We start from the raw sequence: 25,430 nt of genomic DNA on the forward strand, positions 1-25,430 counted from the left end.
CTCAGCTCCGCCAGCGAAGTGGTAGCAGAGCCAGCACCCGTTCGCACCACAGGAGCGCTAAGGCGATGGGGCGCCCTATCCTCTCGGCACGGCGATTCATACGAATGCGGTGAAGCGTCACGCCTAGGCCACCATGACCTGACATCAGAACCCTTAGCCGATCGCTCTCTGCCCCCTCGATAGGCCCGACCGTCCAGCTCTCGATATGGACCGACCCTCCCGGCGTCGGGGGGGCGCGCAGGACAAACGCCAGCAGATCACCACCCAACAGCAGAGGATCCGCTGCCCCTTCGGTTGCCGAAATATACTCGGAGCGCGCCCGCCTCTCGCGGTCGTCGGCAACCTGGCGCGCGACAATCTCAACCATCCGGTCCAGGCTGCTACCCGTCGTCGGCATGGCCTCCAACGCGGCCATGTCCAAGGGCGGAGGCTTGAGGGTATATCCGTCGGCCAGGGCGACCGGTTCGAAATCGTCGCGAGAATGCATGATCCAGCCTTGGACGCGCTGGGCCTGCCTGCTCCACCCCCAAATGAAAAGGGACGACCGATGCGCGGAACGGTCATCCAGCGCATTGAAAATGCCTTTCAGCAGCGCGGGCTGGATGGGCAGGACATCATCAAGGTCTGAACCAATCGAAAGCTGCAGATGGGTCAGCCAACGGTCAAACAGGTCGCCGCTGCCGGTGGACGCGATCAGGAGGCCCAATCGCTGGATTGGCACAACCTTGCTCGCAAAGCCGGTCGGGCCGGTTGCCCTGAAGGTGCCGGCCTGGGTGTCGCAGACCACCAGACAGGCCTCAGCGGTCAGAAGTGAGTTCACAAGGCTCACAGGGTCACCTCCGACGGCCCGCTCAGCGTGACGTAGCTGCCATCGCCATCCGGCGTCATGCCCATGGCCAGTCCTCCGTTGGCAAAGCCGGGAAGGCCACCGCCGTTGATCATTTCCAGGAGCGGCAGATGGCGCCGCGTCTGTTCGGCGTTGATGACGAACTCGCCGTTGGAGAGCCGCGCCAGGATACTGTCGGACTTGTCGGACCCCGGCCCACTAACCCGGCCGCCCCCAGCGAAGCCGAGGAACCCCGCGATTTTAGTCAGCCAGGACACGCCCTGCGCTGCGCTTGCGGTCTTTGCTCCGGTAGTTGCGATGTCGCCGCCGCCGAAAAGAGAGCGGGCCAACGGTTCTGTGATCGATTGGCGAACCGCGATCGCTGCGAGGTCGGCGATGATCTGCCGGGCGACGTTGGAGAAGACGTCTCCAAGGTTCCGGCTGTTGACTATGGCGTCCACGAGGCCGGCGTTCAGCGCATCAAGGCCGTCGACGGCCACCCTCTCATACGCCTCGCGGATTTGGTCGGCGTCAGTAAGGGCGCGATCTCGCCACTGATCCAGCGGCCCCATCGTGTCACGAATCACGCCCTCGGTTTGCGCCTTGAACACGCGATCCTGGTCGGCGATCATCGCCTTCTGAACTTGGGGGGGTGCTTTGAGGAAGTTCGGGTCGCGCTGCAAATCCTCGCGGGCGCGACGCTGTGCTTCCTTCAGAAGGTCTAGCTCGATCACCCGACGCGCCGCTGCGGACTTCGCGGCGCCCGATTGAAGCGAGAGCAGTTGGACCGTCAGATCGCTGACCATTCGCTCCTGGGCGATGCGCTCGGCATCGAGGTCGCGGAGAAGGATGGCGTTGCGCACGCGGTCTTCCCTGAGGGCGACTTCGCGGTTCGCCGCGTCTAGCTGCTGCCGCTCCGCCTTTGTGATGTCCTTGCGGGCTTCGCGGCTATCCAGCTGGGCGCGTTCGGCGGCGCGCTCGGCTTCAAGCTGGGCCGTCTCAGAGTCGAACCTCTGCTGCACGGTCATCGTCTCTTCGTCGATGATGCCTAGAGCGCGGGCGCGAAGCTTGTTGATTTCGGATTCGACCCTTTCAGCGCGCCGCGCCTCCCGTTCGGCCGATCGATCAACCGGGACGCGGGGCGCGGGAATGTCGAGCGTGCCGCCCGTAGTGCGGTCCGTGCGCTGTGGCGCGGAAGTCAGGGCGCGCTCATTCTTCAGCCGATAGATCTCGTTGATCTGTTCCTGGTTGCGCGTGAAAGTCTCATAGGCGTTGGGGCCCATGCTGCGCGCCATAATCGCGCCACCGGGTCCGGCCGCGCCACCTGAGGCCCCCACGACGGCGGCCCGGTCTGCCTCTCGCCCCTTCATGGCCTCGACTGACCCATACCTCAGCATCAGGTTGGAGTTTTCGACCGTCAGGCGCTGAAGCTGTCGATCCAAGCCGCGCGTTGTCCGATCGTCTAGCTGGCGCCACGCATCCATAGCGTCGCTGAGGGCCACGGCGAGCTGCGAGACCCACCCCACAACCGTCATGATCGCCGGCACAAGGTCGATGAAGGCGGACTTCAGTTGAATGTCGATGACCTGGCTGAGCGTGTCGAACTCGCCCTGAGCGGCGCTCGCTCGCCTGATCATCTCTTGGTCCATGACAATGCCAAGGCTTCGCGCTTCGTCCCTGAGGGTAGCGACATCAACCGCACTGTCCCGCAAGGCGTTGGAGAGCGGGCCCAGACCGAGCTGCTCGGCAATCGCGGCGCGGTCGGCCTCTGACTTGAGGTTCTTGATCGCGTCAGTGACGTAGTCCAGCGCCTCCTCGGTCGATTTGAACCCCCTCAACTCTTCCGGCCCGACCTTCAGGAAGCCGAAGGCCTTCACCGCAGATTTCGATGTGCCGGCCGTGGCCTGGGCCAGTTTATTGGCGAAGCTGTCCAGCGCCTTGTCCGCGTCCTTCGCGTCGGCGCCGGTCTGTTGGGCAACGAAGCGCCACTCTTGCAGGGCATCCGTTCCGACGCCCACCTTGCGCGCGCTGTTCGCCAGGTCATCCGCCATCCGCAGACCCTGCACACCCAAGTTAAGGGCGCCAGCCGCAGCCAGACCGAGCAGAGTGACTAGGCCGGTGACAACAGTCGTCATCTTGCCGACCAGTCCTGAAATCGCTCCGCCGATCCGGTTTCCACCGGCCCCTGCATCACGCTCAGCCTGATCAATCCAGCCGATCAGGTCGCGTCGGGAATCGTCTAGGTCTTGCTTCAGCTTCTGGCGGATCGCGCGAAGCTCAAATACGGCGCTGCCGACTACTGGACCGTCCATTGGTCACCTTTCGAAAAATAGCCCCCCGCGACAGCAAGCACGGGGGGCAGTTTGTGCGACGGCTCCGAACGACCAGAGGCCGTCGCTACGCCGGTAACCCTCAAAAACCGGCGCTCGGACATCAGGCCACCTCGGACAAGGAAGGCGGCTCAACACCCAAGTCGTTAGCTGCGTCGCGCGCGCCCTTGGCGAGGCCAGGCAGCACGTTCCGCAGGATTTCGCGTGATCGATGGAAGGCCCGCTCATCCTCGCAGCGCTGGCGGTGACGCTCGGCGGCTTCCTTGATCGTCTCGTATTCAGCGACGTAGTCGGCGTGGGACGAGATGCAGCGCTGCAGCTCATGTTCGGAGCGGGCGCGATCCGCGGTCACCTTCGCAGAGGCGCCGCGCTCAGCCTGCAGCCGGGTCTTCTCGATGAAGCCCCAGACGTGGCAAGCTTCAACGATAAGGTTCAGGCGCCGCACCTGCGACTGGTCGCGGGGGATCAGGCCGCCGATGCCATGACGAGCGCGCCACGACGCCTCGTCTGGGTGTTCGAAACCCACCGGCCGCTCTTCGGTAAACAGGCGCTCACGCAGAGACTGGCGCTCAGCACCGCTGGGCTCGCGAAGCGGCCCGTCGCCGGGGTGTAGCTGCTCCCGGATTTGCTCGATGCGCTTTTCGGCGTCGCCGGCCCTGATCATCAGGGGGTCCGGGTTCATGGGATGGATCACTGGCCATGCGGGGCAACCAGCCAAATCCTCGCCGTAGAACTCGGCCGGATCGAGGGTCAGCGTCAGGTCAATCACCGGCTTTACGTCTTCGACGTCCGCCATGGTCAGTCCTCCGCCTTCGGCAGTTTGTAGAGGCTCTGCGAGATCGGCTTAACGGTGTTGGTCACCTGCTCGCCGTCCTGGACAGCCTTCGGCGGCGTATGGCCCGGCCGGTCGACAGGAAGCCGGTATCCGAGGCGGCTTTTGTCGGCGGCATTGGCCACCGCATCGCTTCCGGCTGGCGGCCGAAACCCGAACGATCCAGCCAAGCGCTCGGTGTTGACCACGGGCTGAGCTGCGGCCTCTTGGCGGCCCAGCTCTTTGCCGACCTCCATAGCCACCATCAGGCCGATCTGGGCGGCCAGTGTCGGTTTGCCCTTGGGCTTGTCGTTTGTGATCGCGGTCTTGGTCATGGGTAGTCCTTTCAATGCAGAGGGAAGTTGCCCTCGACCCGCTCACGCAGGGCGTAGGCGGCGAGGATGGGGTTGATGCGGGTCTCAATGGCGCGGGCGATTTCGGCGTCCACCTGGGCGCGGCTGAGGGCATCGCGGCGGGCGATCTCGGCGGCGAGGCACTCGACTTGGCGGCGCAGGTGGTCGAACGCGTCGTCAGACACATCGCCCACGATGTCGGCCGGCTGATCGGTCATGCTCGGCCTCCCGAGGTATAGCGCGGCGCCACGCGGGCGGACTTTCCGACAGGAGCGTCACGCCGTCCCGACTTCAGGAACATGGCGACGGTCGAAACCTTCCGGGGCTGGATCAGCGACAGGACGCCAGCGACGGCGTTGGCGAGGTCGTCATGGCCGTTCGGGGCGTGGTCGATAGATTCCTTGCCGCCGCGCGCCACGCGACGCTCTAGGCCCACGATCTGCGTCACCAGCATGGGGTTATCGAGGAGATCGGCTGTGCGGCTATTCAGGCCGGGCAGCATGTCGCGGTAGAGATCGCTGCGGGGCCGGTCTGCGACATTGTAGGCGATGCCGTTTTTGCGGAAACGCTCGCGCGGCCATTCGCCGGCGTAGCGGTCGCCGGTCACTTCGGTGATGCCGTATTCATTCAGCAGCCCGCAGAAGTCCTCCACGACCGCCTCCGGGCTGAAGGGTGGCTTGCGCTCTCGGACGGCGTCCAGGACGGCCATCTCGCCGTCAGCATGGCCGATGGCCAGCGTCATGGCGTCGTTCGAACCACCAGAGGGATCGACGAAGGCGAAATAGGTGACCCAGCCGACCGGTCGGCGTTCGGTGACGCCCTGCGAGACACACGCATCGACCACGTCACGATCGATGAAGGCCTGAACGTCGTTGCGGAACTCGCCCCCGTATTCGGAGGCCGCCGCCGCCGCGTCGCGCGCATAGGCACGGTCAACGACCCGCTGAGGCAGCGTCGAGTTGAACTCGCGGGATGCGCCCTTCGCGACCAGGACAACCGGATCGCCGTTGGCGCCGTAATCGCGGCGGAAGGTGCCATACAGCTCGCCGCGCTTGGCGTAGGGGCTGGAGATCACGAAGAGCGGCCCGCCCGTCGTCGCCAGAGAGGGACGCAAGGCGTTCAAGATCTCGCTGTCTGGGTTCGCCGCGCCCTCGATCTGCCAGAAGGCGATTTCGTCAGCGATGGCCGCCACCGCCGTGATCGATCGCACGGTGCGGAAGTTGGCCGGCTTCACCTCGATATCCACCAGCGTGGAGAGGCGGATGGTATCGGCCGTGGGCTCGCCTTCGATCAGATCAGCCAGGACCGGCGAGTGCTGAAGGATGCCCTTGGCGTGCATGAACGCCCTACCCGCTTGGGTGACGCTCGCCGCCAAGATGGGGATGACGCCCCTTTCGCCCGGCGCCAGGAAGGGCGCGTGATCGCAGAGGCCGCCGACATAGGCCGCCAGCGTGCCAGCAGCGCGGGTCTTGCCGCCTCGACGGCCCACGATGCCCCAAAGCTCTTCGACCTGCTCCAGGGGCTCTAGATCGCGCTGGGTCAGTGCCGTGTAGATGGTCCGCTCTTCTTGGTTCAGGGGTTCGCCCATGGCCGCGATCAGCAGCGTCCGCCACGGGAGCCAACTGTCACCCTCGATGGCCCCGCCCAGCAGGTTTGGGTCGGTCAGGGCTTCGCGCATGGAGACGAGCGGCTTCATCCGGCCGCCTCATTTTGCGCCACGGTGGCGCGGGTCTGGAGGTAGGACGCCACGGAGCCCTCAGATTTGAGGAGTCCGCCCCTACGGCTGGGCTGGCGCCGGTTGAGGGACGACAGGGCGCGGATGGCCCCATTGGCCGCCCTGGTCATTTCCTCGGCGGGGACAGTCTCTCCGCGCGCCATGCGGGCCGTCAGGTCTTCCACGTGAACCTGCATGGATGCCGCCGCCCTGATCTGAAGCCGGGTCGCCTCAGTCATGGGGGCGGGTTGCTCTAGCGTCAGAGCCTCAACCAGGTCGCGGTAGCGCCGGGCCGTCACCGACCGGCCATCAACGCCAGGCAGCGAGGCAGAGCCGTTGGTTACACGACTGCGACCGCATCCCTTCTTGATAGCTTGACCCGACCTAGTCACCGGCGAACCGACCTCGTTATTGATGGGTGGCATAGTGGGTTGTTTCCCTCTCTGGGTCAACGAAGGCTTGGACGCTAGGGTTATCGGGGAGACCGCCTCCGCCCAACGTGTCAGCGGGCGGGAAAATGTCGGCGTTTCGGGCTGTCTCTAAGTGAGGTTCCCAAGCCCATCTCTGGACCGGGTCACCCTCGTGGACCTCGACGCAGTCAATCACCTGCAAGCCGGGGACATCCCCACCTGAGCGGAGACGGGACAGACGGGACACACCCCCTATAGGGGTGTCCCCTTTGTCCCCCTCAGGACATGTCCCCCGGGACAGTTTGTCCCCCATCATTTGTCCCCCTCTTCAATGATCCAGCACAGGGGTTCGGCGACCCCGACTATCCCCTTCGCCACCAGTTCCTTGACGGCTCGGGCGAACGACTTCTTGCGGGCCTCGGGCGACGCATCGCTGATCTCCATGCGGTATGCGTATTCTCGCCACAGGGTGACCTTCACGACTTGGGCCCCGTTCGGGATCGGTCCGCCCGGTGATCGCTCGCCGGCCTCTGAGATCGCCTGATTGAGAGCCTTGAGGGCGACCTTCTGCGATGCCGACAGACGTGGCCCCTTGGCTCGCTCTCGGACTGCTGGGGCCTCTAGGATTTCAAACCGACCGCCATCGGAGGCGAGATGGAAGGTCAGGCCGACGCGGCTGTAGTTGCTCTTCGTCAGGGTCAGGGTCAGCAGGCGCCGGTCGTCGGGGTCCGACTGCTCATCGTTGACGGTCAGGTGAAGGAAAGCCCGCGACTGGTTGCGCCAGGCCGTAGAGCCCGACGTGCCCCGCCCGCCCTTCATCCCATCGACGGACGGGTGACCCAGCAACAGGATCGAAATGTCGTGTTCCTTCGCGATGGCGTTGAGCCGGCGCATGAAGGCTGAGACCTGAAAGCGATCGATCTCGTTTCCGCCGAAGATGGCCGCCGCATAGTCCAGGACCAGCAGGTTGGCGCCCACCTCCCGGACTTTGGCCAACAAGCTCTCCATCAGGGGCGTGATGACCAGGTCGCCGGTGTCGGCGAAGTAGGCGACGATCGTGTCCATGCCCACGCCGGGCAGCGCGGTAATGAGCGGGGCGACCTTCTCGAACTCGACGCCAGCTCCGTCGCAGATGCGAATGAGGCGGCGCACGATCTCGTCGGTGTCATCTTCGGCGAAGAGCCCGACGGACTTCCAGCCCAAGACGGTCGTGTCGAGCCACTTGGCGCTGTGCTTCGACGCCATGCAGACCATCAGCCAAAGCGCCAGCAGGGTCTTGCCGGATCCGCCATCGCCATAGAGCGAGGTGACGCAGCCGCCAGGGATCAGACCGGGGACGAGGAAGTATCGCTCATCGGGCTCGCGGCCCACCCACGACGCTAGGTCGATGAAGGGCAGCGCCTCCCCAGTATCATTGGCGGGGGCGACGGTATCGATTGGGAGTGCCTCGGCGGCGCTCATTTGGATCACCCCGCCGCCTGAAGCTGCGTCAGGTGACGGCGGACCTCGCCTACGTTCCAGGCGGTCACCTGGGGTCCGAGCTTGCGCGGCTGCGGAAAGCCGTCGCGCTTGACCCAGCGCCAGACGCTGGCCGGGGTTGCAGAATAGAGGCGGGCGACGGTGCCGATCCGCACGAAGGCGGCATCCGGGAGGGTGTCGAACTCCCTCAGCGCTGCGTCGTCGTTGTTATGGGTTGTCACTGTGTGGCTCCCGTTGAGAGGAAGCCGCACCATCTATGGCGAGTGCGCGGTCAAATAGCCGACGCGATTATTCCGGCGTTTCGATACGCCTACCCGTTTCGATTAATCAGCTCGCCGACCCGGCCGGCGCCAGGCCTCCGGGGCTTCCGTGGCCCAGATACGGTGCTCAAAGCCCCGCTTGGACAGGCCAGGGTGATTTCGTCGGAGCGCTGCGAAAGCCTCCTCCTTGGTCATCTTTCCATCGGCGCTGCGGATCATCTCGAGAAATGCCTTGCGCGCCCTACCCTCTGCAGCCGCAGACGAGACAGGCGTCGCGGCATCGTTCGCGGCTGTCGGCTGGGCCTCGCGGCGCTTCCGGTCGCTCTCCGCAGCAGCCAGCAGCGCGTCCAGCGAATGACCAGCCACCCGACTTTCGACTAGGAGCGGGAACCGCTCGCCAGCATCACCGATCAGTGCTCCGGCCTCAACTGCTGCCCGGGCGCCATCATCCAGCCAGCCAGACGGCGCGGCCGGGACCAGTTGTCCGTCGCGGTCGCGGACATATGCGACGACCGCCCCACTGGCCAGGTAACGCCCCAGCTTGTCGACGCCCCAAATATCGCGGACCGCATCGAGCGGCACGATACCGACGGGAAGAAACCCGCTCATGCTGCACCATGGAGCGAGACGACATCGCCGCTGACGGCGGGCCGGGCGATGAACCGCGCCCAGTCTTCCATCAGGCGCTGGCGCTTGCCGAACAGGTCGCCGCGCCGATAGGCGGCCTCGACCTTGTCGCCAATGGTGTGGGCCAAGGCCATTTCCGCCACATCGCGGGGATAGTTGGTCCGCTCAGCCGCCCAATCGCGGAAGGTCGAACGGAACCCGTGAGACGTGACGTCCACACCCATGCGCCGGAGCACGGCAGTCAGGGTCATGTTCGAAAGCTCAGTCCGCCGCGACGACGGGAACACCAGATCGGTCCCAGCCATGCGAGGCAGGCTTTCCAGCAGAGCGACCGCGGCCTCCGACAACGGGACGCGATGCTCCTTGCCAGCCTTCATTCGTTCGGCAGGGACGGTCCAAACCTTCGCCGTCATATCGATCTCTGACCATTTCGCGCCTCGGACTTCTCCTGTCCGAGCGGCGGTCAGCACGACGAACTCCAGCGCGCGGGCGCCAAGGCCCTGGGCAGACCGGAGCCGCCCCATGAAGTCGCCCATGTCATCAATCGGCAGCGCGGCGTGGTGCTGCGTCTTGGCGATGCGCTTGGGCGCCGCAAGTTGTTGGTCGAGGTGATCACGCCAGCGGGCCGGGTTCAGCCCTTCGCGGTAGCCCCGCGACGTGGCCCAGCCCATGATTCGCTCAATGCGGCCCCGGAGGCGGGTCGCGGTTTCGGTCCGGTCCTTCCAGATCGGCTCCAGGACCGACAGGATATGAGCGACCTCAATGTCTCGCACCGACAGCTTGCCGATCTTGGGCGAGGCGTAGGTCGCGAGCGTGTTTTCCCACTGCTGGCGGTGCTTGTCGTTGCGCCAGCTATCACCGTGCGCGGCGATGTAGGCTTTCGCAGCCTGATCGAACGTCACGACCTTCGCCGTCTCCGCCTTCAGCGCGCTCTTGCGGGCGCGGCGGTCTTCGATTGGATCGACACCATCGGCGATCTTCTCACGGGCCTTGCGGGCGGCGTCACGCGCGCCGGCGAGTGTGACATCGGGGAAACCGCCGAGGCCCATGTCGCGCCGCTGGCCTCCCACCATTGCTCGCAGGATCCAGGACCGGCCGCCGCTGGGGAGAACCTGAAGATAAAGCCCCGCGACGCCGCCGACGGCATGGAGGCCGGGAGCTGTCAGGCGAGACACCGCCAAGGGGGTTAGTTCTTTTGCTTTGCGCGCCATCGAGACACCCAACAATCAACCCATCAATATGGTTGCAATTGGTTGATATGGGTTGCGACGGGTTGTGTCTAGCGATTTCAGGCAGCGCCGGGCTTCTAGGCTTTTGTTGCGACGGGTTGAGACGGCATGAAGTTTGGCGGAGGCGGACACCCTCTCCGCCATCGGCCCCACGACACAGTGACATTATGATCTAGCTGACGTCGGGGGCGTTGAATTGGCGCGTTTTGTCCGTTTGCAGCGCAGCATCGTCTTGCGTCGCGGCCAAGGCCTAGACATAAGAGCGAAACCGCAAATGCGGGCCGGCTTAGCTCAGTTGGTAGAGCGCCAGTTTTGTAAACTGGATGTCGCGGGTTCGATTCCTGCAGCCGGCACCACGCCTTTCGACCATCGGGGACATGGCCGACACCACCAACAAGCTGGGCCACAAGATCGGTGCGCGAGGGGGCAGAACCCGCCAGGCGATCCTCGACGCGACCCAACGCCTGTTGAACGAGCGGCATTACGGTGAAATCCGCGTCGCCGATCTGGCCTCGGCCGCCGGTGTATCGCCTTCCAACTTCTACACCTATTTCAAGACGGTCGAAGAACCTGTTCTGGCGTTGTGCGAGGTCGCCGCGACGGATTTCCAAGGATTAGCCACGCATTTCCAAGCCGACTGGCCGGGCGACAAGGCCTTCGTCATCGCGCGCGCCTTCATTCTGGACGTGATGGCCATCTGGCGCAGCCACGGTCAGGTGCTGCGTGTCGAACATATGCTGGCCGACAATGGCGACGCCGCCTTCGTCGAAAGCCGGGTGCGCCGTTTGCGCCGGCTGCACCTGTCCATCGAACGCCGCGTGGCCCAGGCCCACGCCAGCGGCCTGCATCCCAGGGATTACAATCCGCGTCTGGCGTCCTACCAGATCGCCTCCATCGCGGAATCGACGGCGGCCAGTTTCGATCTCTTGCGGCGGGCCGATACGCCAGAGGCCATTCTGGACACGGCGGCCATCATCATCGTGAAGCTGACGACCGGACGTTAGAAGCCCAACGGCCCATACAGCCAGGTCATCCAGATCCCGACGGCCAGGAAAACGCCGAACGGCAGCTTCTCCGATCCGCTGACGCTGCGCCGAACCACCAAAATACCGAAGACGAGACTGAGCCCGACCGCGCAGGCCCACAGCATCACGCTGGGTAGGCCCATCCATCCGACCCAGGCCCCTGCCCCCGCGAACAAGAAGGGGTCGCCTCCCCCCAGTCCTTGGCGCTTGCGGACGAGCTGGTACAGCCAGCCGACCAGCCACAGACCACAAAACCCCACAGCCGCACCGATCAGATGGGAAAAGCCGAGACCCCAATCCACAATCAGCGCGACCGTGACGCCTGTAGAGATCAAGGGCAGCGTCAGACTATCCGGCAGCCAGAAGTGTTCACCGTCGACGATGGCGATCAGCAACAGCTGCCAACCCAAAACGGCTGTGGCAGCGATCATGAATGTCGAGGTGCCGCCTGTCGCACCCCACACCCCGGCCCAAATGCCGACGCCGGCCGACGCCAGTTCGATCAGGGGATAACGCGGCGAAATTCGGGTGTGGCATCGCGCACATCGACCGCGCAAGCCAAGCCAGCTGAAGACCGGCACAAGCTCCCAAGGACGCAGCGTCTGATCGCACCCCCGGCATCGCGAGCGGCCGAAGACGACGTCCTCGTCGCGCGGCAGGCGAACACTGACGGCGGCGATGAAGCTGCCGACGATCAGGCCCAGCCCGCCCATGACGGCGGCGGCGAGTACAGGATTCATCAAGACGTCCCGAAGGCGGCGAACCGCTCAGGCTTAACCGCCTCCGAGCGCCACCGCCACATGATAGGTCACCAGCGACGCCAGATAGGCCAGACCGAACATGTAGCCGATCATGATCCAAGTCCATTTCAGCGAGTTGGTCTCGCGCCGCACGACGCCCAAGGTCGCCACGCACTGGGGCGCAAAGATGTACCAGGCCAGGAAGGACAAGGCCGTCGCCAACGACCAGTGCGACGCCAGGGTCGACGCCAGAAGGCCCGTCGCATTTTCGGCGTCAGCGATGGCGTAGGTCGTGCCCAGCGCCGCCACCGCGACCTCACGCGCCGCCATGCCGGGGATCAGGGCGATGACCATCTGCCAGTTGAAGCCGATAGGGGCGAATATCGGCTCAAGCGCCCGGCCGATCATGCCCGCGAACGAATAGTCGATGGCCGGCAGGGTTGCGTTCTCGGGCGGATAGGGGAAGGTCGCCAGCACCCACAGAATGATCACGAGCGGCAGGATGATGCGGCCCGCCCGGTTCATGAAGATCTTGGCCCGGAGCCACAGATTGAAGCCCACGCTGCGCAGGTCCGGCGTCTTGTAGGCCGGAAGCTCCATCATAAAGGGCTCGACCGCACCGCGCCAAAACACCTTGCGGATCAGCAGGGACACGATCAGGGCGCTGACGATGCCAGCGGCGTAGAGGCCGAACATCACAAGGCCCTGCAGGTTCGCGAAGCCCCAGACCGTCTCGTTCGGAATGAAGGCGGCGATGATCAGCGTATAGACCGGGATGCGCGCCGAGCAGGTCATCAGGGGGGCGACCAGGATGGTGGTCAGGCGGTCGCGTCGCGAATCGATCACCCGCGCCGCCATGACGCCGGGAATGGCGCAGGCGAAACTGGATAGCAGCGGGATGAAGGCCCGGCCGTGCAGCCCCGCCCCGCCCATGATCTTGTCCATCAGGAAGGCCGCGCGGGCCATATAGCCAAAGTCTTCCAGCGCGATGATGAACAGGAAGAGGATCAAAATCTGCGGCAGGAACACCAGCACGCTGCCGACCCCGGAAATGATCCCGTCCACGATCAGGCTTTGCAGCAGGCCGTCGGGAAGGACATTGGCGACCAAGCCGCCCAACCAGGCGATGCCGGCCTCGATGCCGTCCATCACGGGTGCGGCCCAGCTGAACACGGCTTGGAACATCACGAACAGCAGGGCGAACAGGATCAACAGCCCGCCGACTGGATGGAGCAGCACCGAATCGATCCTGCCGGTCAGCGTGTCGGGCCGCTCAGGCGGGCGGACGCAGGCCTTCATGATCCGCTCGGCCTCGCGGGCGGCGGTTCGTAAGTCGGCGGCGTCCGGACTGCGCCATTGGCTTTCGGTCACGGCGGCGACGGCGGCCTGGTCCTCAATGGCGGCGACCAGATCGTCGATGCCGCGCTTGCGCGTGGCCACGGTGGTGATGATCGGCACGCCCAGTTCGGCGCCCAGTCGCTCCAGATCGATGCGCAGGCCCTGGCGCTGGGCGATGTCATACATGTTCAGCGCCAGAACCATCGGCCGACCGACGGCCTTCAGCTCCAGAATCAGGCGCAGGACCAGACGCAGATTGGTGGCGTCCGCGACGCAGACCACCACGTCGGGCGGCGTCTCGCCGGCCAATCGCCCCATGACGGCGTCGCGCGTGACCTCCTCATCAGGGCTGCGGGCGCGCAGGGAATAGGTGCCGGGCAGGTCCAACACCGACATCGTGCGGCCCGAGGCGGCGCGGATCAGGCCTTCCTTGCGCTCCACCGTCACGCCAGCGTAGTTGGCGACCTTCTGGTGAGCGCCGGTCAGCGCGTTGAACAGGGCCGTCTTGCCGCTGTTGGGATTGCCGACCAGAGCGACGCGAGCCGTCTTCAGCGCAATGTCCATCAGGCGGCACCCAGCCGGATCGACAGGCTTTCCGCTTCGTGACGACGCAGGGCCACGCGCATGTCGTCCACCTTCATAGCGATGGGGTCGCGTCCGAACAGACCTTCGTGCAGCAGTTCGATCTGCGCGCCTTCGACAAAGCCCAGTTCCAGCAGACGACGTTCCAGCTCGACCGCCTCGCCCTGATGGTGACAATGGGCGCCCACCTGAACGATGACGCCGCGATCGCCGCGTCGGGCTTGGCTCAACTTGATGGTGTCGGTCAATTCTACGCTCGCACGGGCGAGGCCGCTCCCCAACGGCTCCGCGTTTCTTTGACACTGATTATCAGGTGCGAGGGGGCTACGTCCAGCAGGACAGCTTGACCAATTGCCGCGCCGGCGCGTTGCGGTATCACAAGGCAAACAGGAAGCCGCCATGACACGCCACGCCCTCGTCACACCCCTTCTTCTGGCCCCGCTTTTGACCTTGGCCGCCTGTGGTCAGGGCGAGCCGTCCACAACTACGCCTGCCGCGCCGGTTCACGTGCTGACGGATGCGGAAAAGGCGACCCTGCTGGCCTCCCTGCCCGCCCCCTACAATGCGGGCGATCTCGAGAACGGGCGTCGGGCGTTTGCGCGCTGTCGCGCCTGCCACACCATAGGCGAAGGCGGCCCGGACATGGCGGGGCCAAACCTATACGGTGTGTTCGGCCGCAAGGCGGGAGATCGCCCGCGCTATAACTATTCCAACGCCATGCGCACGGCGAACTTCACCTGGGACGCCGAGAAGCTGGATCACTGGCTGGAAAATCCGCGCACCTTCCTGCCCGGCAACAAGATGACCTTCCCCGGTCTGCCCGACGCCACGGATCGCCGCGACGTCATCGCCTTCCTGAAGGTGGAGACGAGCTACAAACCGGAGCCTGCGCCCGCCTCTTGATCCGTCAGGCCTCGGGCAGTTCCTTGGGGCCGCCCTCGCGCAGTTCCTGAGCTTCCCACTCCTCGATCTTGCGGGCGGTCCATTCGGGCGACTTGGTGAAGCGCGCCAGGACGCCATAGATCACCGGCACCACGAACAAGGTCAGGACGGTGGCGAAGATGGCTCCGGTGAAGATCACCACGCCGATCGTCTGACGGCTGCCGGCGCCGGCGCCTTGCCACAGCACCAGCGGCAGAGCGCCAAAGGCGGTGGCGATCGAAGTCATGATGATCGGACGCAGACGCAAGGACGACGACTCGATGATCGCCTCCCTGATGGAGCGTCCCTGGTCACGCAGTTGGTTGGCGAACTCGACGATCAGAATGCCGTTTTTAGCCGCCACGCCGATCAGAATGATCAGGCCGATCTGGCTGTAGATGTTCAGGCTGGAGCCCGCCATCAGCAGGCCGAACAGACCGCCCGCCGCCGCCAGCGGCACCGTCAGCATGATGACCGCAGGCGTGATCCAGCTTTCGAACTGGGCCGCCAGAACCAGGAAGACCAGCAACAACGCCAGACCGAAGGCCGCGAACACGGCCCCGCCCGCCTCCTGCTGATCGCGCGCCGCGCCGCCCCACTGGGTGACGACGGCCCCTTGCGGCTGCTTTGCCGCCTCGGCGTTCAGGAACTGGATCGCGTCGTCGATCGTGGTGCCGGGATTGAGGTCGGCCTGCAGGGAGATCGCGCGCTGTCGGTCCAGTCGGCGGCGGTCCGGCGTGTCGCCGCTGGTCTTGGTCGTGACCACGGCCGACAGCGGCACCAGTTGGCCGCCCCCGGTCGCGACATACAGGGCTTCCAGGTCGGCGACCTCACGACGATTGTCGCGCTCGGTCTGCAGGATGACATCGTATTCCTGACCGCCCTTGATGTAGGTCGTGGCGCGGCGAGAGCCGAACATGGTCTCCAGCGTGCGGCCGATCGACTGGGACGAAACGCCCAGGGCGGCGGCTTTCTGCGGATCGACATCGACCAGCAGGCGCGGCGAGTTCGGCTCATAGTTCAGGCGTGGACGCGAGAAGCCGGGATTGGCCTGGGCCGCGGCCAGCATCGGCTGCAGCCAGGCGTAGATCTGCTGATAGTCGCTTCCTGTCGCGATCAGCTCGATGGAATTGGAGTTGCCGCCGCCGCGCTGGAAGGCGCCGGGGGTCGAGGCGTTGACCTGGGCACCCGTCTGGCCGCGCAGCTTGCCGTTCAGTTCCTGAGCGATCTCCGCCGCCGAGCGGTCGCGCTTGGACCAGTCGGCGAGCGTGAGGACGGCGTTGCCGGAGTTGAAGCTGCCGCCGCCGAAGCCGGGCGCGGACACCAGATAGCTGTCGGCCTCGCCGCTGGTCTTGTATTCAGCCAGCAGAGGCTCCAGCCCCAGCATGATCTTGCGGGTATAGTCGAAGCCCGCGCCCTCGGGCCCGGCGACGCGCACCGTGACCCGGCCGCGATCCTCGTCCGGCACCAGCTCGTTGGGCAGGGTCAGGAAGATGCCGCCCGCCCCCGCTGCGACCAGCAGGATCAGGGCGCCGACGCCGATCACGGCGATACGACGGCCCAACAGCATGTCCAGCGACCGGCCATAGGACGACTTCAACCGGTCCATACCCCAGTCGACCTTGCGCGCCACCCAGCCGCCGCCATGTGCGGGTCGAAGGATTTTGGAGGCCAGCATCGGCGACAGGCTGAGCGCCAGGAAGGCGGAGAAGGCCACGGCCGCCGCGATCGCTGCGGCCAGTTCGACGAACAGACGTCCGACATAGCCCGGCAGGAACAGCAGCGGCGCGAACACCGACAGCAGCACAATGGTGGTGGCCACGACCGCGAAGAAGACCTGGCGCGCACCGCGTTCGGCGGCGACCAGAGGCGGCTCGCCCAGATCCAGACGGCGCTGGATGTTCTCGACCACCACGATGGCGTCATCGACCACCAAGCCGATGGCCAGCACCAGGGCCAAGAGCGTCAGCAGGTTCAGCGAGAAGCCTAGCGGGGCCAAGACGATGAAGGTCGCCAGCAGACAGATCGGCGCCACGATGGAGGGGATCAGCGCGGCTCGCAGGCTGCCAAGGAAGATGAAGTTCACCAGGGCCACCAGGGCCATGGAGATGCCGATGGTGATCCAGACCTCGTCGATCGCGTGCGAGGTGAAGACCGAGTTGTCGGATCCGACCTCGATGGTCACACCCGGCGGCAAGGTCGGCCGGATTTCCTCGATCATCTTGTGGACGCCGTCCGAGATGGCGAGGTCGTTCGACTGCGCCTGACGGGTCACGGCCAGGCCAATTTGATCCATCCCGTTGCCACGGAACAGACGCCGGTCTTCTTCCGGCGCTTCCTCGACGCGGGCGATGTCACCAAGGCGCGTCACATAGGTCGGCTGCCCCTGGATGATGGCCGACGATCCGCTGCCCATGCCTGTGGCGACCGTCGCTGAGGCCGAGGCCGAGCCTCGCGTGCCGATGGGCAGTTGGCGGAAGTCTTCCGGCAGCGCGTAGGTGCGCGCCACGCGGACGGTGTAGTCCTTGTCCGTCGATTCCAGCGAGCCGGCGGGCAGTTCGACGTTCTGGTTCGTCAGGGCCGTCTCGACGTCGTTGACCGTCAGGCCCCGCGCCGCCATGGCCGCGGAGTCCAGCCAGATGCGCATCGAATAGCGCTGCTCGCCATAGATGTTGACCTGCGCCACGCCGGGCACCGTCGCCATCCGGTCGATCAGATAGCGGTCGGCGTAGTCGGTCAGCTGAAGCCGGTTCATGCTGGTCGAGCGCAGGAAGACGATGATGATCGGCTGGCTGTCGGAATCGGCCTTGGCCACCTCAGGCGGGTCGGCCTGATCCGGCAGGCGGCCGACGACGCGGCTGACGCGGTCGCGCACATCGTTGGCGGCGTCGTCGATATTCCGATCCAACGAGAACTCGATGTTTACATTGGAGCGTCCGTCGCGGCTGGTCGAGTTGATGCGTTCGACGCCCTGGATGCCGGCGATCTGCTGCTCCACTGGCTCGGTGATGCGGCTCTCGATCACCTCGGCCGAGGCGCCGGCGTAGCTGGTGTTGACCGAGACGATGGGCGGATCGACGTCCGGCAGTTCACGCACGGGCAGGAAGAAGAAGGCCGCCGCGCCGATGACGCACAGCACGATGGCCGCGACGGCCGCGAAGACGGGCCGCCGGACCGAAACGTCGGACAGCATCATTTGGCGGCGCCCGACTTGCGACCCTGGCCGCCTACGCTGACCGGGGCGCCCGGCTGAATACGGTTCAGGCCCGATCCGACGATGCGGTCGCCTGCCTCGATACCGGACAGGATTTCAACAAAGCCGTTCTCGACGGCTCCGGTCTCGACCTCGACCCGCTGAGCGGTGGAGCCGTTCTGGCCGGGCGCGATGCGATAGACGAAGGCGCCGGCGCCTTCGTATTGCACGGCCGACTCGGGCACGGCGGCGCTCTGACGCTGGCCCTGCTGGACCGCGACGCGCATCAGCATGCCGGGACGGATGCGACCGCCGGGGTTGGGGAACTCCGCGCGTGCGGTTGCGGCGCGGGTCGTTTCGTTGACGCGCGTGTCGATCAGGGCGATCCGGCCCGTGAACGGCTCGTCGCCATAGGCATCTGCCGTCGCGGTCAGCTGGGCGCCGGGACGCAGCAGGTTCAGATAGCGCTCAGGCAGGGGGAAATCGACGCGGATCGTCGACGTGTCGTCCAGCGTCGTGATCACCGCGCCCGGGTTGATCAGCGTGCCGGGCGTCACCGTGGTCAGACCGACACGACCTGAGAAGGGCGCCCGGATCACCCGGTCGCCGCGACGCGCCTGGGCCGCCTGTAACGACGCCTGGGCGGTTTCGAGCGCGGTCTCGGCCTGTTCCAGCATGACCTGGGGCGCGACGCCCCGGTCGGCCAGGGCCTTGTAGCGGTCGTACTCACGCTGAGCCTGATTGACGTTGGCGCGGGCCTCGATAATGGCCGCGTCTTCCTCGCGCGCCTGAAGCTCGACCAGCGGCGCACCGGCCGAGACATACTGGCCGTCCGCGAACAGGACGCGGGTGATCAGTTCGGTGGTCGAGGAGGTGACGTTCACCGACCGCTCGCCGCGCGCCACGCCCAAAACGCGAACCTGGTCCGAGAAGGGCCGCTGCGCGACAACGGCCTCCGACACCTGCTGCGCCCCGCGTCCGCGACCGCCGCCCGGCCCGGCCGCCTTCTTTTCATCTCCCGCGGAGACTTTGACGATGGCGGCGACGACCATCAGAGCAAGCAAGACAGCGGCGGCGACAAGGAAGAAGTGACGTTTGATCACGCGGGGGTCTCTCGATCAGGGGGACGCCGCATGCATTACCGGGTAATGAAGTGCGCGCAATGTTACGTATCAGTAACGTGCCGGATCACATTTTCCGTCGCAGAAATCTTCGCTAAAATCGTCGCCAGATCGCAAGAACGGGCCCGCGACTGATGGGAATCTCCTGGCCTGCGACGGTTTGTCTCCATCCGGCCTGTACGCTCCACGCGCCAAAATCACGTACGACAGAGGCTTCCAGGGACAGCCAGCGCGCGCCGCCGTCGGCCGCGCCGCCGAACGCCTGACCCAGCACCATCCAATCTTCGCTGATCCGGGCGCCCGCCGTGGCGTCGATGCGGGTTTCATCCGGTAGGCCGTCGCGAAGACGGCGTGCGGCCTGAAGCTCGACGAATGCGCCGTCCATTCCCCAGCGCTCGCCCATGTCGCCGAGGGACCGGCCGACCGAGACTCGCGCCTCCCAATCGTGATCGCCAACGCCCAGCGCGGCATAGCCGGCGTTGCGCCCCTCCCCGGCCTGGGTATAGCCGCCGTAAAGGCTGACGGCGTTCCGGTCGTCGCGCCAGACCTGCCAGGTCGCACCGATCTCGATGGGGCCGCGCCCACTGTAGTTGACGAAGGCGTCTTCGCCGTCCTGCCAGTCCGCCTTCAACTGAAGCGTCAGCCGATCCGCCACGCCGTATTCGGCGAACAGACCCAATGTCGCGTCGCGCCGCTGGCCAGGCAGATCACGCTCCTGGCCAGCAGCGTCGAAGCCCGTGTCGGCTCTCAGCCGCTCGTATTTGACGATCGCTTGGCCCTTGCCTTTCGGCTGGGTCCAGGCGCCGGCGACGACTTCAATCGGCGTCAATGCCGCGAGGGCCAGAGCCCCCGCGACAACGGGAATTAGGCGTCGTAGCCCGGCGACTTGCGATCCAGCTGTCGCAGAGCGCCCGGCCAGGCCAGCGACGAGATGAAGCCGATGCCGCGCCCCTGCTCCTTGGTCTCGGCCTGAGCCTCGTCCGGCGCCAGCAAGATGTGCTCGCGCCCGCCGGACAACGCCGCAACCTGCTGCGCGCAGGCCCTCTCCAGGAAGAAGATGCCGATCCATGCCTGAGCCGCCGTTTCCCCGACCGCCAACGTGCCGTGGTTTCGCAGCAGCATCAGCGGTTTGTCCCCCAGGTCGGCGACCAGACGTTCGCGTTCGTCATGGTTCAGGGCCAACCCCTCGTACCCATGATACGCAACCTGATGCTGTAGTAAACACGCGTTCTGACTGACGGGGAGCAAACCTTCGGCCTGAGCGGCGACGCCCACGCCGTTCACTGTATGCAGATGGATGACGAACTTGGCGTCTTCGCGCGCGGCGTGGACGGCCGAGTGGATGGTGAAGCCCGCCGGATTGATGAAATAGGGCGTGTCCTGGACGATGTTCCCTTCCAGATCGACCTTCACTAGCGACGAGGCCGTGATCTCGTCGAAGTAGAAGCCGTAGGGATTGATCAGGAAATGATGCTCCGGCCCGGGCACGCGCGCCGAGATATGGGTGAAGATCATGTCGTCCCAACCGTTCAAGGCGACCAGCCGATAGAGGGCCGCCAGCTCGACACGGACCTGCCATTCGGCTTCGGACACGCGCGACTTGATCGAGGGACTGGTTCCGTCCGCCATGATTTCCTCCTGCCTCTGGATGGGCTTTTACAAACCGTCACCCCGCGCGGTCGCGTCGTCAAGCCGACAAGCCGCCGTTGACGTGACGTCACCCCCTGCGGCGGCCTTGCTTAACCCGGTCTTCATCACGCAAGCATATGGTTAAGCATCGTCGCCGGTTCGGGGAGCCGCCTTGTCTGTCGTTCAACTGGAGCCGCCCCGCGACGCCTGGGACGACCGGACTGTGTCTGAGCTTCTGGCGCTGGCCAGCAGCCGTTCGGCCGACGACCGTCAGCGCCTGCTGCTGAAGGTCACCTCGCTGTGTGAATCCGATCCGCCGCCGCCCAAGGTCGCGCCGCTGCTCAGCGACATCTTCCTCGCTCTGACAGCCCAGGCCGAGCGGGATATTCGACTGGCCCTGTCCGAACGGATCGCGGGCGTCGACTGGGCGCCGCCTGCCCTGGTCAACATGCTGGCGTTGGATGAGATCGAGATCGCCCGCCCGGTCATCACCTCCAGCCCGCTTCTTCAAAACGCCGACCTGATACGCCTGCTGATCGAGGCGACGCTGGAGCATCAAATCGCCGTCGCCCGGCGCCCGCAGCTGGCGCGGCCGGTCGTGGACACGATCGTCGATCGCGCCGAACCCGTCACCATGACGGCGCTGGCGTCCAACCGTACGGCCGACATTGGCGAAGACGCCATGCGCAAGCTGGTCGATCATTCGCGCCGCATCGCGGGCCTACGGGCCCCGTTGACGCGTCACCCCAGGCTGAACGAACAACTGGCTCAGCAGCTTTATCAATGGGTCGGCCAGGCTCTGCGTCAGTCGATCGGCGAACGCTTCCGCATCGACGACGCCCAGTTGAATGCGGCGGTTCAGGACGCGGCGGCGAAGGCTGTCGGCAGCCCGGAATGGCGCGCCATGTCCGCCCGGATGACCGAGGATCGCGCACGCATCGACGCGGAACGACGACTGGTGGAAAAACTTCAAGCCGCCGGCCAGCTGCGCCCCGGTCTGCTGGTCCGCGCGCTGCGAGAACAGCGTTTCGAACTGTTCGAACAGACGCTGGCGGTTCTCGGCGGCTTCAGCGAGGCTCAGGTGCATCACGCCATCCGCGCGCCGACCGCCGAGCCGCTTTATTTGGCCTGCATCGCCGTGGGCGTGGATAAGGCTGTCTTCGCCTCCCTCTTGGTCGAGGTGCGCAAACTTTCGGGCGGAATGCCTGCCGACGGCGGCTGGAAGGCGACGCCGATGAGCGCGCACGCCGCCTCTCGCGCCTTCCATCAGATGATGCACAAGCCCGCGACCGTTTGACTCTGCGCCCAAGCTCGGGCCACGTCGCCAAGTGACTCAGTCAAGCCCCTCTCCCCTGCCGTCGTCGCCCCGATTGGCCTTCGTCGCCAGCGACCGGCCCGAAGCCCAGGCGGCGCGCAAGGCCTTGATCGCCCGCTATGGCGCCGTGCCCGAAAACGAGGCCGATGTGATCGTGGCCTTGGGCGGGGATGGACAGATGCTGGAAACCCTGCACGGCAACCTGCGGCAGCGCACGCCCGTGTATGGGATGAACCGGGGATCGGTCGGCTTTCTGATGAACGACTACGACGACAACGGTCTGCTTGAGCGGATCGCGACGGCCGAAAGGACGGTCATCCACCCGCTGCAGATGGACGCCTGGACCGAAAGCGGCGAGGTCCACACCGGTCTGGCCATCAACGAGGTGTCGCTGCTGCGCCAGACACGCCAGTCGGCCAAGCTGCGGATCACCGTCGATGAACGCGTGCGGCTTGAAGAACTATCCTGCGACGGCTGCCTCGTGGCGACACCTGCGGGATCGACCGCCTATAACCTTTCGGCGCACGGCCCGATCATCCCATTGGACGCCCGCATCCTGGCCCTGACGCCGATCAGCGCCTTCCGACCTCGTCGCTGGCGCGGCGCGCTGTTGTCGCACGGCGCCAAGGTGCGGTTCGAGGTTCTGGAGGCCGAGAAACGCCCGGTCTCGGCGACCGCCGACAACTTCGAGGTCCGCCGTGTCGCCCGCGTCGAGGTGCGCGAGCGTCGTGACGTCACCCTGACCATGCTCTTCGATGCGGGCCGGTCGTTCGACGAGCGGGTGATGGCCGAACAGTTCGCGAACTGATCGGTCACGGCTTCTTAAGCTCGCTACCGTATCTTGGCGTGAACGTCCTATGGAGCCCGCCATGAGCAATCCGGCGCAGATCACCCCTCCGACCAACTCGCTGCGGCTCAAGGTCGGCGGCGGCTTCGGCATCAACGCCGACGCCATCGCTCGTGCAGAGGAGGCGCTGAAAGCCATGTCGGCCCAGTTCGGCCAGTGGCTGAACGACGAGATCGTCAAGCTCGACAAGGCGCAGGCCGACATCCGTGAGCAGGGCTACACCCCCGTCACTGCAGAGGCTCTATATTTCCGCGCTCATGATCTGAAGGGCTTGGGCACGACCTATGAATATCCGCTGGTGACGCGCATCGCTGGTTCGCTGTGCAAGATGCTGGACGACGCTGATCGCCGCATGACCGCGCCCATCGCCATTCTGGACGCCCACATCGACGCCATCCGCGCCGTGGTCCGCGACCAGATCAAGACCGACGAACATCCGACCGGCCGCGCCCTCGCCGAGACCCTGGAAGCCCGCGTCGCAGATCACCTCGCAGGCTGACCGTCCCTCCAGCCATTTGCGAAAGGCCGTCGCGTCCGGCGGGCCTTTTTCTTTGAGCCTGATCGGTTGAGACGAATCGCTTCGTAGCTCGTCGATGCCGTGAGCCAGGCTCTCAGGATCAGGCCGCGTTGGCGGCGGTCAGGCTGAGCGACGGCGACTGATCCAGCCGCTCCATCAGATAGGCCAGATCGTCGCGCAGTACGGCCGGACGCTGGGTCAGGAACCGCTCCAGCATCTGATCGCGGAAATCGGCGCTCGACGTATCGATCCCCTCCGCCGCCAGCGCACGCCAGGTGTCGACGCCCGCGCGGAAGGCCTGGAACAGGCGCGGCGGCAAACCCGCGCGATCATAGATGGCCTTCAGCCCCAGCGGACCGGCGTCATGCACCATCAGCCAGGCGCGGTGATGGGGCGTGTTGGCCAGTTCGGCCAGCCCATATTCGAACATCGCCATCTGACCCCGCGCCAGTCCGCGCAGCAGCAGCGATGCGTTCAGGACGCGACGGGCGTTCAGCTGGGCCATGAAGGCCGCCAGATCGGCGCTGGCGCTGGCCTGATCGACCAGATCGACCGTCATCCGCTCACGAGAGTATTGGGCCAGACGGATCGCGGTTTCCGGCGCCACAGCGTGATGGCTGATCAAATGTTCGCGCACCGCCTCGCTGGCCAACTGGATCAACCGTTCGGTGACATGCAGCGGCAGGACTTGGCGATAAGCCACGGCGGTCAGCACTTCGGGCGCCTCGGCGAAACGATCGACGACAGTGGCCAGCGCCCCTTCAGACAGGTCGGCGTTGTCGTTCGCCGCCAAGGTGCGAACCGACTGCTCGCAGCCTTCGGCCGCCAGCACCGTCGCGACATCGCGCGACACCCGCGCCCGCCCCGCCACGGCGACCTGACGCACGACCGATCCGGCGCGCACGATCTCGATCAGATCCTCGTCGCTGAACGCCGGCGACGAGGCGATGATCGGCAGGGCGATGCTGTCCAGATCGCCGGCCAGTTTGCGCGCCACGTCATTGGGAATCAGATCGGACGCCTTCAGCGTCACGGCCATAGCGCGACGCACCAGTTCGGCGGCGTCATTGGCCAGCAGACGCAGGATTTTCTGCGCCGCCGCCCGGTCGTCCTCATTCAGTTCCGCGCGCTCCATGTTGCGGCACAGCTTGTGCGCCGCCTCGGCCCGCTCGTCGTCATCCGTCGCCTTGATCAGGCGTCGAATGTCCACTTCTGTCAGGCGGGCGCGGAAGGCGGTCATGGACGGCTCGTGATGGAATCGGACGTTGATCCCAGAATGAGACTGCCATGCTTAACGGGCGGTTTACCATCGGTTGCAATGCAACGACTCAGGTCGATTCCTTGCCATTTGGCGAGAAAGCGCCGCCGAAGCCGCTGCTGGATGATCCATCCTGACCGAGCAATAGCGCCAGAAGGCCTTGATCCTGCTTCAGCCGATCCAGACGTGCGGCCAGCATCTGGTCCTTGTCGCTCAGGTTCGGCACGGCGTATTTCGTCTCGCCGGCTCCGGCGGCAGGTGCGCCCTCGCCTGCCGTGCGCTGCAGATTGGCGTGGACCTCGGCGACCGTGGCGGCGCGTCCATTGCGATAGAAGATGCTGCGGTTGGCCCGCGCAGCGTCGGGGAACAGCGCTGCGGCGCTGCCGCCCGGATTACGATCCATCGCCTCCATCAAACCGGCGGCCCCAGCCGGCCCCAGGAAATGAGCCGCATACAGATCGCCTGCGCCCGGTTCCTTGCCCGTACGTCCGCGCAGATATGCGGCATTGGACGCCGTCAACTCAGCCGCCATGGTCGAGGCCGCATGGGGATCGAACCGCAGGTCCAGCACCACGTTACGCGCCGAACCCTCGACGCGCCAACGTCCGTCCGACCCGCGATGGATCAGGTCGGCGTATTGGCCGTAGCCGTGCTGGGCCCCGTGCTGCTTGACCGTGCCCAGCCAAGTCTGTTCGATGAATTGAAACAGGCCGGCGGCCGACGAGGTCGGGGCCTTGGCCGACGGGTTCATCGCGCTCTCGCGCCGCGCGGTCTTGACCAGGAAGTCATAGTCCACGCCAACGGCGTTCGACGCGCGCCGGATGGCCGCCTCTACTCCGCCTGTCGATGGAATCGCTCCGATACCCATGTGCGAAGGGTCGGCGAACGTAGTTAACCAACTCTTA

25 protein-coding genes and 1 tRNA gene are annotated in these 25,430 nt (G+C 65.6%); 6 read left to right on the top strand and 20 right to left on the bottom strand.

The features are described 5' to 3' along the window. Position 1 precedes the first annotated feature (1 nt). From GGC30_RS11120 to GGC30_RS11170, 11 genes are all read right to left on the bottom strand, one after another. Positions 2 to 829, bottom strand: coding sequence for a hypothetical protein (locus tag GGC30_RS11120; protein ID WP_153924065.1), 828 nt, complete (start codon positions 827 to 829; stop codon positions 2 to 4). Continuing rightward, entirely contained in the window at positions 826 to 3,138 is a 2,313-nt protein-coding gene (locus GGC30_RS11125) for a hypothetical protein (RefSeq protein ID WP_153924067.1), read from the bottom strand. The genes GGC30_RS11120 and GGC30_RS11125 overlap by 4 nt, the downstream gene beginning before the upstream one ends. Positions 3,139 to 3,259: 121 nt before the next feature. After that, positions 3,260 to 3,952 (bottom strand): hypothetical protein, encoded by a 693-nt coding sequence (locus GGC30_RS11130; RefSeq protein ID WP_153924069.1) that lies wholly within the window; start codon positions 3,950 to 3,952, stop codon positions 3,260 to 3,262. Between the two features lie 2 nt (positions 3,953 to 3,954). After that, a complete protein-coding gene (locus GGC30_RS11135; RefSeq protein ID WP_153924071.1) occupies positions 3,955 to 4,302 on the bottom strand; it encodes a hypothetical protein in 348 nt (115 codons plus the stop codon). Positions 4,303 to 4,313: 11 nt separating this feature from the next. Continuing rightward, entirely contained in the window at positions 4,314 to 4,538 is a 225-nt protein-coding gene (locus GGC30_RS11140; protein WP_153924073.1) for a hypothetical protein, read from the bottom strand. Further along, positions 4,535 to 6,016: a hypothetical protein gene (locus GGC30_RS11145; RefSeq protein ID WP_194943583.1), complete on the bottom strand. Its 1,482-nt coding sequence runs from the start codon at positions 6,014 to 6,016 to the stop codon at positions 4,535 to 4,537. Before GGC30_RS11145 ends, GGC30_RS11140 begins: the two co-directional genes overlap by 4 nt. Next, on the bottom strand, positions 6,013 to 6,273 hold the full coding sequence (locus GGC30_RS11150) for a hypothetical protein (protein ID WP_153924075.1): 261 nt from the start codon (positions 6,271 to 6,273) through the stop codon (positions 6,013 to 6,015). The genes GGC30_RS11145 and GGC30_RS11150 overlap by 4 nt, the downstream gene beginning before the upstream one ends. A 483-nt stretch (positions 6,274 to 6,756) precedes the next feature. Then, the gene (locus GGC30_RS11155; protein ID WP_153924077.1) at positions 6,757 to 7,905 is read right to left on the bottom strand and encodes an AAA family ATPase; all 1,149 of its coding nucleotides are present in this window, start codon (positions 7,903 to 7,905) and stop codon (positions 6,757 to 6,759) included. 5 nt (positions 7,906 to 7,910) lie between these two features. Further along, the gene (locus GGC30_RS11160) at positions 7,911 to 8,144 is read right to left on the bottom strand and encodes an AlpA family transcriptional regulator (RefSeq protein ID WP_292119016.1); all 234 of its coding nucleotides are present in this window, start codon (positions 8,142 to 8,144) and stop codon (positions 7,911 to 7,913) included. Between the two features lie 102 nt (positions 8,145 to 8,246). Further along, positions 8,247 to 8,792, bottom strand: coding sequence for a hypothetical protein (locus tag GGC30_RS11165; RefSeq protein WP_153924081.1), 546 nt, complete (start codon positions 8,790 to 8,792; stop codon positions 8,247 to 8,249). Next, positions 8,789 to 9,985, bottom strand: coding sequence for a tyrosine-type recombinase/integrase (locus GGC30_RS11170; protein WP_370451961.1), 1,197 nt, complete (start codon positions 9,983 to 9,985; stop codon positions 8,789 to 8,791). Before GGC30_RS11170 ends, GGC30_RS11165 begins: the two co-directional genes overlap by 4 nt. 334 nt (positions 9,986 to 10,319) lie before the next feature. On the opposite strand from GGC30_RS11170, the gene GGC30_RS11175 reads away from it, so the two are divergent. Together GGC30_RS11175 and GGC30_RS11180 are read left to right on the top strand one after the other, a co-directional pair. Next, positions 10,320 to 10,395: transfer RNA gene (locus GGC30_RS11175), tRNA-Thr, on the top strand. A 21-nt stretch (positions 10,396 to 10,416) separates the two neighbouring features. After that, entirely contained in the window at positions 10,417 to 11,043 is a 627-nt protein-coding gene (locus tag GGC30_RS11180; protein WP_039247253.1) for a TetR/AcrR family transcriptional regulator, read from the top strand. Here GGC30_RS11180 and GGC30_RS11185 read toward each other — a convergent pair. The 3 genes from GGC30_RS11185 to GGC30_RS11195 are packed head-to-tail and all read right to left on the bottom strand — an operon-like array spanning position 11,040 to position 13,972. Further along, entirely contained in the window at positions 11,040 to 11,804 is a 765-nt protein-coding gene (locus GGC30_RS11185) for an A24 family peptidase (RefSeq protein WP_153924085.1), read from the bottom strand. The genes GGC30_RS11180 and GGC30_RS11185 overlap by 4 nt on opposite strands. A gap of 33 nt (positions 11,805 to 11,837) precedes the next feature. Then, positions 11,838 to 13,706, bottom strand: a complete 1,869-nt coding sequence (locus tag GGC30_RS11190) for a ferrous iron transporter B (RefSeq protein ID WP_153924087.1) — start codon at positions 13,704 to 13,706, stop codon at positions 11,838 to 11,840. Then, positions 13,706 to 13,972: a FeoA domain-containing protein gene (locus GGC30_RS11195; protein WP_055754847.1), complete on the bottom strand. Its 267-nt coding sequence runs from the start codon at positions 13,970 to 13,972 to the stop codon at positions 13,706 to 13,708. Before GGC30_RS11195 ends, GGC30_RS11190 begins: the two co-directional genes overlap by 1 nt. A 151-nt stretch (positions 13,973 to 14,123) precedes the next feature. On the opposite strand from GGC30_RS11195, the gene GGC30_RS11200 reads away from it, so the two are divergent. Next, positions 14,124 to 14,627: a cytochrome c family protein gene (locus GGC30_RS11200; protein WP_153924089.1), complete on the top strand. Its 504-nt coding sequence runs from the start codon at positions 14,124 to 14,126 to the stop codon at positions 14,625 to 14,627. Between the two features lie 4 nt (positions 14,628 to 14,631). Here the strand turns inward: GGC30_RS11200 and GGC30_RS11205 are convergent, their stop codons facing one another. The 4 genes from GGC30_RS11205 to GGC30_RS11220 form a co-directional block, all read right to left on the bottom strand. Beyond that, on the bottom strand, positions 14,632 to 17,838 hold the full coding sequence (locus GGC30_RS11205; RefSeq protein WP_228763714.1) for an efflux RND transporter permease subunit: 3,207 nt from the start codon (positions 17,836 to 17,838) through the stop codon (positions 14,632 to 14,634). Then, a complete protein-coding gene (locus GGC30_RS11210) occupies positions 17,838 to 18,941 on the bottom strand; it encodes an efflux RND transporter periplasmic adaptor subunit (RefSeq protein ID WP_039247238.1) in 1,104 nt (367 codons plus the stop codon). Before GGC30_RS11210 ends, GGC30_RS11205 begins: the two co-directional genes overlap by 1 nt. A 112-nt stretch (positions 18,942 to 19,053) precedes the next feature. Further along, positions 19,054 to 19,788: a hypothetical protein gene (locus GGC30_RS11215; protein ID WP_228763710.1), complete on the bottom strand. Its 735-nt coding sequence runs from the start codon at positions 19,786 to 19,788 to the stop codon at positions 19,054 to 19,056. 35 nt (positions 19,789 to 19,823) lie between these two features. Further along, entirely contained in the window at positions 19,824 to 20,588 is a 765-nt protein-coding gene (locus tag GGC30_RS11220; protein ID WP_055754843.1) for a class II aldolase/adducin family protein, read from the bottom strand. 172 nt (positions 20,589 to 20,760) lie between these two features. Here GGC30_RS11220 and GGC30_RS11225 point away from each other — a divergent pair, with 172 nt between their 5' ends. The 3 genes from GGC30_RS11225 to GGC30_RS11235 all read left to right on the top strand — a co-directional run bounded on the left by GGC30_RS11225 (position 20,761) and on the right by GGC30_RS11235 (position 23,249). After that, a complete protein-coding gene (locus GGC30_RS11225) occupies positions 20,761 to 21,885 on the top strand; it encodes a DUF2336 domain-containing protein (RefSeq protein WP_153924093.1) in 1,125 nt (374 codons plus the stop codon). Between the two features lie 73 nt (positions 21,886 to 21,958). Beyond that, positions 21,959 to 22,711, top strand: a complete 753-nt coding sequence (locus GGC30_RS11230) for an NAD kinase (protein ID WP_153924095.1) — start codon at positions 21,959 to 21,961, stop codon at positions 22,709 to 22,711. A gap of 61 nt (positions 22,712 to 22,772) precedes the next feature. Next, the gene (locus GGC30_RS11235) at positions 22,773 to 23,249 is read left to right on the top strand and encodes a hypothetical protein (RefSeq protein ID WP_055754927.1); all 477 of its coding nucleotides are present in this window, start codon (positions 22,773 to 22,775) and stop codon (positions 23,247 to 23,249) included. A gap of 118 nt (positions 23,250 to 23,367) precedes the next feature. Here GGC30_RS11235 and GGC30_RS11240 read toward each other — a convergent pair whose 3' ends face one another. Both GGC30_RS11240 and GGC30_RS11245 read right to left on the bottom strand, forming a co-directional pair. Further along, positions 23,368 to 24,507 carry a DUF2336 domain-containing protein gene (locus tag GGC30_RS11240; RefSeq protein WP_153924097.1) on the bottom strand — a complete coding sequence of 380 codons (1,140 nt, stop codon included), beginning with the start codon at positions 24,505 to 24,507 and terminating at the stop codon, positions 23,368 to 23,370. 88 nt (positions 24,508 to 24,595) lie between these two features. Beyond that, positions 24,596 to 25,393, bottom strand: coding sequence for a transglycosylase SLT domain-containing protein (locus GGC30_RS11245; RefSeq protein WP_055754840.1), 798 nt, complete (start codon positions 25,391 to 25,393; stop codon positions 24,596 to 24,598). Between the last annotated feature and the right edge of the window lie 37 nt (positions 25,394 to 25,430).

Source organism: Brevundimonas sp. SPF441 (assembly GCF_009661015.1).
Taxonomy (GTDB): domain Bacteria; phylum Pseudomonadota; class Alphaproteobacteria; order Caulobacterales; family Caulobacteraceae; genus Brevundimonas; species Brevundimonas vesicularis.